This window comes from Cyanobacteriota bacterium, from assembly GCA_025054735.1.
Classification (GTDB): Bacteria; Cyanobacteriota; Cyanobacteriia; order SKYG9; family SKYG9; genus SKYG9.
Genome location: JANWZG010000083.1, coordinates 1 through 11,186, shown reverse-complemented (window position 1 = coordinate 11,186; position 11,186 = coordinate 1). Strand labels below are relative to the sequence as shown.

The window sequence follows — 11,186 nt, the reverse complement described above, 5'->3', positions numbered from 1 at the left end:
TAGATATTCCTGGGCATCCTTAAGGTCATTTTGCCAATCTAACAGTTGCCGCAGCCAGCTAAACTTCTCATCGATACCACTCATTTGCCCAGTGCTAGCCCCACCAGACTCCTTATACTTCCAGTGGGCGGCAATCCCGTATTCCGCGATATGATGCATCTCTACAGTGCGAATTTGCACCTCTAGGGGACGACCATTAACCCCAATCACAACTGTATGGAGGGACTGATAGCGATTTGGCTTTGGTAAACCAATGTAGTCTTTAAAGCGTCCTGGCACAGGACGGAAAATATCGTGCACAACGGCTAATGCTCGGTAGCATTCGTAATTAGCATTAACAATGATGCGGACGGCGGAAACATCGTAGATTTCATGAAACTCCTTTTGCTGCCGAGACATTTTGAGGTAAATGCTGTAGAGATGCTTGGGGCGACCACTAATGTCAACATAGGGCACCCCTGCTGCATCCAGCCGTTCCCGCAGCATATCAACTACCTTGGCTAGAGTCTCTTCTCGATCGGCACGCTTTTCAGCCACTAGCCCCTGAATTTCTCGGTAGGCATCGGGTTCTAGATACTTAAACGCTAAGTCTTCTAGTTCCCACTTGAATCGACCAATACCCAGCCGATTGGCAAGCGGAGCAAAGATTTCTCTCGTTTCTAAGGCAATGCTCCGGCGTTTATCTTCTGGGAGGTATTCTAAGGTGCGCATGTTGTGAAGACGATCAGCCAGCTTGACCACAATTACCCGAATATCTTGGGCCATGGCCAAAAACATGCGGCGAAAGTTTTCTGCTTGGCGCTCTGTTTTGCTAGAAAAGTTAAACTTTGAGAGCTTCGTTACCCCTTCAACTAATTGTCGGACTTCGGCCCCAAATTCTTGCTCTAGTTGTTCTGGGGTGACATCGGTATCTTCAATAACATCATGCAGTAACCCTGCGGCAACGATCGTGGGGCTACCGCCCAAGTAGCGCAAGAGGCTAGCAACAGCGATCGGATGAGCAATGTAAGGTTCACCAGATGCACGATATTGCCCTTCATGCAGTCGATAGGCAAATTCAAATGCTCGGCAGATTAAACCAGTATCTGTTGGGGGAGGAGATGCATCAGACAGTGGGCAAGCAGACAGAGTTTTGCAGTCAGCCCGCGTTCCCTTAACCTCCAAAAAGCACTCTTGAAGCCAATCTGGAATTACTACAGAATCATGTTCAACAGAATCATGTTCAATAGAGGCAGCAACATTCATACTGGCAGACTAACAACCCCAAAAGAACCATAAAGCCAGAGATAACCATCAGTACTGAACTGTCCAAAGAACCAGGCAAACAACCTGCAATGAATTGTTACACTCAAGTCATCAAGCTTGGTATGGCTAGTTTGACTAGGTAAACATACCGACACTCCACTGAGGAGCGCATCATCCATCAGGCTTGGGAACTATCAGTTAATCCTATGCTAGACGATTTTGACGAAATTCCGTAATAAATCTTAATGACTCTAACTATCGCCTAATTGTATAGGCCAATAGGTGAACCTGAAGCTAGATAGCAATCTCAGGTTTGGAGCTGTCGGCGGAGATTTTACAGCATTTCCAGTTGATAGGGTTAGGATAGGCGTTAACAATTCAGGAGTGACTAATCTTACAGTGGGTTTTCATCGACTACTAAACTAGATGACAGCAGCGATCGTAGTAACTATGACTAAAAAAGTGCTGATTGTGGATGATGAGCCTAATATTCTAATCCTGATGGAGCAGGCTCTAGAGAAGCTAGAGGATGAAGATGTAGAGTTAGTAACTGCCAGTAATGGTCAGCAAGCGTTAGAGATTATTACCACTGAGCGTCCTGATTTGGTGTTTCTAGATGTGATGATGCCTAAGATGAGTGGACTAGAGGTGTGCAATACTGTTAGGCACGACTTGGGAATGAGTGATGTTTACATCATCATGCTGACGGCAAAAGGGCAGGAGTTTGATAAGCAAAAAGGTCTTGATGTTGGCGCTAACCTATATATGACCAAGCCCTTTCGCCCAAGGGAAGTATTAGCCAAAGCCAGGGAAGTGTTGGGCTTAGAAGTTGGTTAGAGAAGGACATAAGCATGAGCATGACTCCTTGACCAGCAACTGCTCTGGAAATTTGTCGGTTGTTGCGGTTTAACCAAGGGCATAATCTCGCTAAAGACCTGGTTTATACCATTTTGGTCTGGACAAGGTGCCGATCGCTGGTAAACCATGCGTCTGGAGACTGGTATAGATTGATTGCTGTCCTCAGAGTTGTCTAGACCTATGGATACCAAGAGCTGATGCATAAAAATCTGCTACGTTTCATCTCCCAAATCCGAGAAAGTTTGAAATATCGTTTCTTCTATGGATACTGCAACATTCTGCGGGTACTAAAGTCTCGCCAACCTCCACAAGTTGACTGGCGACCGCTGGATCCAACATTACCTACACTGGTGGCGATCGCCCGCGACGTGGACATGCCATTGCTAGCGTACTGCCTTCGCACTCTGATGATAAATGCGACCACTCGTCCCCCGATCTGGCTAATTGGCGATTCTGATCAAGCCTGCATTGCCTTAAATCACTGGTTTCCTAACTTGCCTCCTGATGTCCAAACCTTTCATTGGGAAACACTACTAACAGAGCTTTCTAGCGATTATCAGCACTTTATCCGCACATGGTTGCACTCTGGCTACTATGGTGGATATGCCAAGAAATTTGCCATCACCCTAGCGGCTAATCTCCATGCTGACATCCTCCTCACGGATGCAGATGTGCTGTGGTTTGGTGATTTTTTTACCCCCTTGCAACAGCAACGACACCAGACACCAACCATCCTCTCTGGACAAGACTATGCCCGCACCTATGATTTTGAAGTAGCAGCCACATTGGCAGAACCGCAACTGTTCGAGGGAGAACCGCTCAATTGTGGTCTAGTCTATTATCCCCAGGGGGTCTTGGTGCAGACATTGACTTCAGACCTGCTATCAACGCTCCTATCATATGCAGCTCATGCCACGTGTCACTTAGAACAAACCTTGATTGCCTATGCATTTTGGCAAACAGGGGGACAATGGCTGTCGTCGGATATGATTGCCACAACAATGAGCGATAATTTTAGGCTAAGGCAGCGAGTTGTTGCCCACGCTCGCCATTACGCAGGTGGCAAACATCTATTTTGGCGCGATGCCTATTGAGTCGGTTGAGCTTACCCTGTATTGATACTCATGGTTAATCTGCTTAAGTCTCTGCGTAAGACTGTTCTGGCTCGTGCCCTTCAACCTGCTTGGGTTGACGAGGCCCGACTATTGATCCAAAGGGCGGTGTTTCAACAAGTGCTGACAGGATATGCATTTACGGGGCTATGTTTGAATGCGGGCTGTGGTGAGGGGTTGTTTTCGGAATTTCTAGAATCCTTTCCAGCAGTGGAGACAATTATCAACCTAGATTTAGTCTGCCCAACAATTCCCCAGCAGCGTCGGGATCCTAGACATCAAGCCATGGCTGGCTCCCTTACCGCGTTGCCTCTAGAGTCAGCAACGGTAGATACTTGTTTGTGTAGTGAGGTGCTTGAACACATTGATAACGATGTCATGGCTGTGGCTGAATTGGCACGAGTCATTAAACCTAGTGGTCTGTTGTTGATTAGTGTACCCACACCACCTGCTCCTCCGGATCCGCAACATGTGCGTGAGGGCTATACGCTCCAAGACTTGACTGCGTTACTAATTAGCCATGGGTTTGAGGTGTTGCGTCACCGATATTGTTTCTACCTGTGGAAACGATTGCTCTATCACCTGTGGCAATGGCAGTTTGTAACCCTAGGCAGGCGTAAGCGGAGTGTGTTTCCTCGGTTTCTGTTGCTGGCAATGGGCTACGCCGATCGCTTGATGCCCTTGGGTAAGCCTTGGGATTTGGTGGTGTTGGCCCAGCGATCGCCCTCCTGATGCCTAGGCTGGGAATTCTAAGCTTACTGTAATCTCACTGGTGTCTCTGTTGCTTATACTAAAACTTACTGAATAAACCATGACCATGGCAGATATAGGGGCAACCGAATCGCGAAGTGTGAAGCAACAATTGGCACGGGCGACTATACGGCTGCTAAAGAGATTAATGGGCAACGATCGCGCCCTTGAGATGCTTAAACGACTCATTCGGCAACTGCCCTATCGACTGGCGTTTCCTGTTACGTGGGTCTGTTTAGAAGAATTTCCCCTCACTAGCGTGGCGATTGATCGCTGGCGCTGTGCTTACCCTCGCCAATTTCCCCAAGTCCGGGTAACGGTTAACCCCAATTGCTTAAGTGGTCGCTTTTTCGCCATTAGTGGCTATTACGAAGATCGGCTTACAGACCTGATACAAGCGCCAGAGCGAGATGGCTTGCTGGTAGATATTGGTGCAAACTTTGGCTATTACCCTGTGTTGTGGCTAGCAAAACGTGCTACTACTCGGACGATCGTGGCAGAACCTGTCAGTGAGTACGTTCAACTGCTACAGGAGAACCTAAAACCCTACCAATCCCGATTTCAGATTTTTGCTGGCTGCATCGGCGACTATGAGGGTACTGCCCTAGTGGATACTGTTGGAGATCCGACCATGTTGAGCAAGGTTGTCACCAATGACCCCACTGGCCAAGCACGGCAAGTGCCAATGCTTACCTTAGCAGCGCTGCTAGCCAAGTATGGCGAAACCACGGTCGATGTTCTTAAAGTAGATGCTGAAGGCTATGATCTTAAAATTTTGGCGAGTTGCAAGCCGTTATTTGAGCGCCATGCTATTCACACAGTCTTTTGGGAAACAGCTAAGTCAGAGGAACAAGCGGCTATGGAAGCCTATTTGCGTCAGTTGGGGTATGTGCGGATCCTCACGGGGTATGTAACCGGCTACGATCGCGCCCCCGCAGGGCTTGTCCACGAGCAAATCATTACCTAACGTATCCATGACATTGTTGACAGACCGTCCCTTACGCATTCTCATGGTGTGCCACATGCCTTGGAATCCCAATGCTGGTGGTTCCCGTGTGCAGATAGAAATTGCCGAGGAATGGCGCAAACTCGGTCACCAAGTTGAAAAGTTTAGCCAAGAAGATGCTTACCCTCAGGGCATATCTCGCCTGAGTTGGCTAGTGGATGACTTTCCCCAACGAGCACGGACTTTTGTGCAGCGCCATGGCCACTCCTTTGACATTATTGATGCCCATCAAGGCAATCTGCCCTTTTCCAAGCGAGACTTAGCTATTCAAGGACTGTTAGTAGCCCGTACCGTTGGCCTGTACGTGTTTGTGGATGAATTTTTGCGATTGGAGCGGCAGTGGCGGGGGCGTAAATTTTCTCCCAAGGGCATGATGGTGGAATGGATGCAGCAGCGCAATGCCCGTAACTATCCCCGCAGCTTGCAACACTGCGACTTAATCAATGTGCCCAATCATGATGAGTTGGTATATCTGCGGGACAGAATGGGCTTGGGACAAAAGACGGTTGTGTTTCCCTTTGGACTGTCTGATCAGCGTCTAGCGGAAATCAGTAGGGCTAGTCAGCCTGCAATTGAGCGTCATGCCCATCAAACCGTGGTCTTCATTGGTGGCTGGCAACCACGCAAGGGGTCTAGAGATTGGGGTGACATTATTCGCTATGTCCGCGATCGTTGTCCTCAGAGTCAGTTCCTGTTTTTGGGCACCGGTATTGGCGCAGAGCGCCTGTTGTCAGACTGTGGCTTACCCCCTTGTGACTGGATTACTGTAGTGCCTAGCTATGACAGTAGTGAATTACCGCAATTGCTGAGTTGCGCCACGGTGGGGGCATTTCCTAGCTATATGGAAGGGTTTGGCTTTTCTGTGCTAGAAAAACTAGCTGCTGGTATTCCAGTTATTGCCTATGATGTGCCAGGGCCGAGGGAAATGCTGCATCACCTTCCAGGAGACAACTGGCTAACACCTGTAGGCGATCGTACTGCTTTCTGCAAGCAATTGGTCAATGTGCTGACAATGCACCCATCTGCTTACGCTGAGTTGGCTCATCAGTCCATGGAAGTTGCCAGTAAGTTCCGCTGGCGCGAGATTGCCGCCAACACTCTCACCACCTACATGACCCACAGGTATGCTACTAATGAAAGACGGAGCATCAATTAGGTAAGCCTTTTGTTGGTGGAGAGGTTGTTGTGATTGAAGTTGAACATCTGTACAAGGTTTATGGTGATCATCCCGCCATTCAAGATGTGAGTTTCTCAGTGAAAACTGGTGAGATTCTAGGCTTTCTTGGCCCTAACGGTGCTGGAAAAACCACTACCATGCGGATCCTATCTGGCTATTTACCGGCCAACAGTGGCACCGCGGTAGTAGCAGGCTACGATGTCCATCAAGATTCCCTAGCTGTACGCCAGCGCATTGGCTATTTACCAGAAACGCCTCCCCTGTACCTAGACATGACAGTAGAGAGCTTCCTAGGCTTTGTTGCCAGTATCAAAGGCATTAGTGCTGGCGATCGTCCCCTGCGGGTAGACTCAGCTATCCAACGCTGTGGCTTACAAGAAAAGCGCGACGTGCTCATCCGCAAGCTCTCCAAAGGCTTTAAGCAACGGGTGGGCATTGCTCAAGCGATTGTTCATGACCCGCCTGTCATTATTCTGGATGAGCCGACAGTGGGCTTAGATCCACGACAAATTATTGAAGTTCGTAACTTAATTCGGAGCTTAGCGGAACAACACACGGTGATTTTGTCCACCCACATTCTGCCGGAAGTGTCGATGACTTGCGATCGCATCACTATCATCAATCGAGGCCACATCGTAGCAACCGATACTCCCAGCAACTTAGAAGCACAGCTAGCAGGCAGCAAAGGCTACGAGGTGGAAGTTGCAGGTGACGTAACTGTAGCTCTACAACAACTACAAGCAATTCCAGGCGTGCAGTCCGTAGAGATTGTCTCTGCTGCCAGCGCTACGTTGCCACCAGACCACCACCAATTGCAAATTTTGTTAGAGCCTGCCGTTGATGTAGGGGCTGCGATTGCCCAGACGTTAGTTACAGCCAATTTAGGACTCTACGAACTGCGCCGCACCCGCGCTACTCTAGAAGATGTATTCTTGCAACTCACAACTCAAGATGTGACTGATCAAGACACAACTGCCCCAGAGGAGACAGTCCCGTCAGCCACAGAGTCACAGTCAGAGGCTGCATCTAAGCCATAGCTGTCTTCAAGAGAATTTGAAGATTAGGAATTTGCTGACCCTGGGTTATAACAACGCTACACCCAATGCTATGCAACAACGCTTGAAAGTACTGGAAATCTGCAATGTACTGTTAGCATTTGCCTTCATTGTTGTGTCTTAAGGCTAAAGAGGGAGAGGACTTTAATCTAGCTCCCGATATCCTCTTTTGGGGTTAGGGGATGTACTTGCCTCCCGCAGGCTGGGCGAGCTATCTCAAGAATGTCCGAACCATTTGATCAACTCTCTAATAAGAATTACATTAAGCCCCTAGTTTGTAGTCAAAATTTGTTCCCGCCACAAGCTATCTGTAGCTATAGCATGGGGAGTTATACCAATTCTCCAAAGGCTAGCAACAGAACCCATTAGTTTGTAATAAGGACTTGAGTCCATACTACAAGCTATCCGTAGCCGTAGTATGGAGAAGTGGACTAGAGTGTAATACTGCAACTTATATGCATCATCTGTACATTGGTTTGCAAGGGATATATTTTGGGATTTCCTCACAGGAAGTGCTGTTCAATCCCTCAATTAGCTAGTCCAGAGACTTTTTTGGCATAAAACTTTCTCTAAAGATGAGAATTAGTTGCATTAGTGGTAAGATTTTCTTCAACAGTACGGTTGATAATTGCAACTATTTCTAAATAAGTCGAAGATATGAAAACAACACGACGTGCATTTTTGGCTGCTAGTGGTGCGATGACAGCAGCAGCCTGGAAATGGGGACAGCAAGCACTAGCTACACCACCAACGGTAAGACGGCAGGCTCCAGCCTACATCGCGCAGACTGACCGCGTAGTCAATCTTTATTCAGCACGGCACTACGATACTGATACCCAGCTCTATGAGAGCTTTACTCGCAAGACTGGAATTAAGGTGAACCTAGTGGAAGCTGAAGCCGATGCGTTAATTGAGCGGATTAAGAGCGAGGGTGCTAATAGCCCAGCCGATGTGCTAATTACCGTGGATGCTGCACGGCTATGGCGGGCGGCAGATGCTGGTCTTTTCCTACCGGTGCGCTCTGCGTCACTGTCTCGATTGGTTCCCGCTGAGTTTCGTGATCCCGATGGATTGTGGTTTGGGCTATCACAGCGGGCACGGGTGATTATGTACAACAAGGCAAAGGTAAGACCATCAGACTTGTCAACCTATGAGGATTTGACTAACCCCAAGTGGCGGCGACGGTTGTTGGTTAGGACATCTAGCCATGTGTACAATCAATCGCTAACAGCTTCTGTGCTTGCAGCCCGTGGAGCAGCGGCAACTGAAGAATGGGCACGGGGGCTAGTTGCCAACTTTGCTCGTCCGCCAGAGGGAAATGATACGGCTCAGATTAGAGCTATATCAGCCGGAGTAGGGGATATTGCCTTGTGCAACAGTTACTATTTGGTACGGCTAGCAAAGTCTAGCAAGGCTGAAGATAAGTCGGTGGCTAATCAGGTGGGCATGTTTTTCCCCAATCAAAACGATCGAGGCACCCATGTTAATCTCAGCGGCGGTGGCGTGATCAAAACATCGCGTAACCGAGAGGCTGCTATCAGTTTCCTAGAGCACTTGGCAAGTCGAGAAGCGCAAGTCATCTTCGCCAGCAGCAATAATGAGTATCCAGTGTTGGCTGATGTACCGTTGGATCCTGTATTAGCAAGCTATGGGCGGTTCAAGCGCGATCGAGTCAGTATGGCGACGATTGGCAAGAATACTCCAGAGGCTCTCAAGATTATGGATCGTGCAGGCTGGAAGTAGTACCAAGGTTGCCTGGTAAAGGTTTCGTCTCACTTTCATTCTAAGCTCCTCTCTTCTTTGTTATCCAACAAACCTGCAAATCTTTGGCGTGGCAGTGTGCTGACGAGGTTTGCCTGATGGATAAGTCCCTATTGAGAGAGGGGCTTTTTCAATTTCTTTATGGATAGGATGATTACAAGCTACATGCTGGAGTGTTTTGATGTAGACTCATCCCAATAGCAGCTATTGGTAAACGGCACTGAAAAAGGTTGCATGGAGCGCCCATACTCCTAGCTTCTTGAGGAGGCCAGGGATCTGGAACTCCTTGGAATAGTGACATTAGATTCAGTGACATTAAGTCTTTGGAAATCTTTAGTTGCTGTCGTAGCTGCATCATTATTACTGCTGGATCCTGCTGTTATGCCTATCACAATTGCCCATCTGGGGCCTACGGGCACCTACGCTGAAGCCGCAGCAATGGTCTATGCTGATCAGTTGCAGCAACGAAGACAAACCTCTGTTACCCTGGAGCCTTATCCTAGCATTGCTAAAACCTTGCAATCTCTGGCTGCTGGCAACGTAGACTATGCAATTGTGCCTGTAGAAAACTCGATCGAAGGCAGTGTATCCATCACGCTAGATACCTTGTGGCAGTTAGATAACCTGCAAATCCAGCAGGCGATCGTACTCCCTATTACCCATGCGCTGCTTTCCCATGGAGAAAATTTAGCTACTATCCGTGCTGTCTATTCCCATCCCCAAGCGTTAGCGCAATGTCAAATTTGGCTAGAAACCAATCTTCATCATCCTTCCCTAATTCCTACTAGCTCTACTACAGAGGCCCTTAGGCACCTGGACGATCGCACCGCCGCAGCTATTTCGTCTCAACGGGCTGCTCAACTCTATGGAGTGCCTGTCTTGGCTTGTCCAATCAATGATTACCCCGATAATTGCACTAGGTTTTGGGCTGTTAGTCAGCAAGCCTCCACCCATGGTAGCCACACTTCCCTAGCCTTTAGTTTGCCTGCCAACCTACCAGGAGCACTTGTCAAGGCTTTGCAGGCTTTTGCCCACCTAGACATCAATCTCAGCAAGATTGAATCCCGACCCACTAAGCGCTCTCTAGGAGACTACTTGTTTTTTATCGACCTAGAAGGCAGTCTCTCTACACCATCTGTGCAGTCAGCATTACAGGAATTAGCAACCTGCACAGAAACACTAAAGATTTTTGGCAGTTATTCAATACTGACTGTGACTGCCTTGCCCTAGGGAAATCCCCAGTAAGGGTGGCCGGATCGCTAATCTGTAACATATTGCAACTGTTACTTGGGTCAGACACCCAGTGCCAATGTGTTATAGTCTTAGGGGTAAGAATTATCTTCGGCATTGAAACCACGGTTCGCTTGGATCTAACCATTAGCTCCTGTTACACCGATATTTGTTTCTCCGAATTTAAATTCTCTACATTTCTAATTTCGGAGACCTAGTGATTATGTCAATTTATGTTGGGAATTTGCCCTACGAAGTAACTCAAGAAGACCTTGAGCAGACCTTCGCGGAGTACGGTACTGTTAGGCGTGTGCAGCTACCAATTGATCGAGAAACAGGGCGGTTCCGGGGCTTTGCCTTTGTGGAGATGAAGTCAGACACAGAGGAAGATGCTGCTATTACTGCCTTGGACGGTGCTGAGTGGATGGGACGCGACATTAAGGTGAGCAAGGCTAAACCTCGTGAACAGCGCAGTCCATCTGGAAGCTGGGGTAACAATAACAATCGCCGCAATGGTGCTCGTCGCTACTAAGTCGCTATTACATGGTTCACCTTAGCGATGTCCGTTGCTTTAGGCTGGAGAAGGTTATGAATCGTTTACCAGTTCTCCGAAAGTTAGCCACATAGCGCTATCCGTTCACAGCTTGGATATAAATCGGCACTGTAGGTTACTTGTAGCAACCGTGCAGAGTTTAGTTGGGCTAAGCTGAGGACAAATCCATAACACGTTGATGACCGGACGTAGGAGGTTGCTCTTGCGTCCGATTTTGTTACTCTACTTCCTAGTCAAGTAATGTTAGGTCATTCAGAATGATTAGATAGGGGATAGAATGCTTCAAGTTTCCTTTAACTCAAGAGCCATGGTTAACGGTTTAGAGCGTTGCTATGACATATGACAATTGCTATGACATATGACAATTGTGGCGATCGACTTTGGCACTAGTAACACGGTCGTTTGTACCATAGACCCCATTAGCCAAACCCCTCGCACC

The 11,186-nt window shown here is 48.1% G+C and carries 10 protein-coding genes; 9 read left to right on the top strand and 1 reads right to left on the bottom strand.

What is annotated here, in order from left to right; translation table 11 throughout:
• The coding region (locus NZ772_05955) for a RelA/SpoT family protein (GenBank protein ID MCS6813102.1) at positions 1-1,245 on the bottom strand (1,245 nt) is incomplete at its 3' end.
• A 450-nt stretch (positions 1,246-1,695) separates the two neighbouring features.
• Here NZ772_05955 and NZ772_05950 point away from each other — a divergent pair.
• The 9 genes from NZ772_05950 to NZ772_05910 all read left to right on the top strand — a co-directional run bounded on the left by NZ772_05950 (position 1,696) and on the right by NZ772_05910 (position 10,726).
• A complete protein-coding gene (locus tag NZ772_05950) occupies positions 1,696-2,082 on the top strand; it encodes a response regulator (GenBank protein ID MCS6813101.1) in 387 nt (128 codons plus the stop codon).
• 218 nt (positions 2,083-2,300) lie between these two features.
• Entirely contained in the window at positions 2,301-3,197 is an 897-nt protein-coding gene (locus NZ772_05945) for a hypothetical protein (protein ID MCS6813100.1), read from the top strand.
• A 30-nt stretch (positions 3,198-3,227) separates the two neighbouring features.
• Positions 3,228-3,947, top strand: coding sequence for a class I SAM-dependent methyltransferase (locus NZ772_05940; GenBank protein ID MCS6813099.1), 720 nt, complete (start codon positions 3,228-3,230; stop codon positions 3,945-3,947).
• 79 nt (positions 3,948-4,026) lie between these two features.
• Positions 4,027-4,932, top strand: a complete 906-nt coding sequence (locus tag NZ772_05935) for an FkbM family methyltransferase (protein ID MCS6813098.1) — start codon at positions 4,027-4,029, stop codon at positions 4,930-4,932.
• Positions 4,933-4,939: 7 nt separating this feature from the next.
• Positions 4,940-6,127, top strand: a complete 1,188-nt coding sequence (locus tag NZ772_05930) for a glycosyltransferase family 4 protein (protein ID MCS6813097.1) — start codon at positions 4,940-4,942, stop codon at positions 6,125-6,127.
• Between the two features lie 29 nt (positions 6,128-6,156).
• The gene (locus NZ772_05925) at positions 6,157-7,185 is read left to right on the top strand and encodes an ABC transporter ATP-binding protein (protein ID MCS6813096.1); all 1,029 of its coding nucleotides are present in this window, start codon (positions 6,157-6,159) and stop codon (positions 7,183-7,185) included.
• A gap of 675 nt (positions 7,186-7,860) precedes the next feature.
• Positions 7,861-8,946, top strand: coding sequence for a Fe(3+) ABC transporter substrate-binding protein (locus tag NZ772_05920; GenBank protein ID MCS6813095.1), 1,086 nt, complete (start codon positions 7,861-7,863; stop codon positions 8,944-8,946).
• 399 nt (positions 8,947-9,345) lie between these two features.
• Positions 9,346-10,194, top strand: a complete 849-nt coding sequence (pheA, locus tag NZ772_05915; GenBank protein MCS6813094.1) for a prephenate dehydratase — start codon at positions 9,346-9,348, stop codon at positions 10,192-10,194.
• A gap of 223 nt (positions 10,195-10,417) precedes the next feature.
• Positions 10,418-10,726 carry an RNA-binding protein gene (locus NZ772_05910; protein MCS6813093.1) on the top strand — a complete coding sequence of 103 codons (309 nt, stop codon included), beginning with the start codon at positions 10,418-10,420 and terminating at the stop codon, positions 10,724-10,726.
• Positions 10,727-11,186: the final 460 nt, after the last annotated feature.

What these genes read in the sequence shown, in the direction of transcription:
- pheA (MCS6813094.1), top strand. Translation starts at nt 9,346, where the DNA reads ATGCCTATCACAATTGCCCATCTGGGGCCTACGGGCACCTACGCTGAA.
- NZ772_05940 (MCS6813099.1), top strand. Translation starts at nt 3,228, where the DNA reads ATGGTTAATCTGCTTAAGTCTCTGCGTAAGACTGTTCTGGCTCGTGCC.
- NZ772_05920 (MCS6813095.1), top strand. Translation starts at nt 7,861, where the DNA reads ATGAAAACAACACGACGTGCATTTTTGGCTGCTAGTGGTGCGATGACA.
- NZ772_05930 (MCS6813097.1), top strand. Translation starts at nt 4,940, where the DNA reads ATGACATTGTTGACAGACCGTCCCTTACGCATTCTCATGGTGTGCCAC.
- NZ772_05950 (MCS6813101.1), top strand. Translation starts at nt 1,696, where the DNA reads ATGACTAAAAAAGTGCTGATTGTGGATGATGAGCCTAATATTCTAATC.
- NZ772_05935 (MCS6813098.1), top strand. Translation starts at nt 4,027, where the DNA reads ATGACCATGGCAGATATAGGGGCAACCGAATCGCGAAGTGTGAAGCAA.
- NZ772_05910 (MCS6813093.1), top strand. Translation starts at nt 10,418, where the DNA reads ATGTCAATTTATGTTGGGAATTTGCCCTACGAAGTAACTCAAGAAGAC.
- NZ772_05945 (MCS6813100.1), top strand. Translation starts at nt 2,301, where the DNA reads ATGCATAAAAATCTGCTACGTTTCATCTCCCAAATCCGAGAAAGTTTG.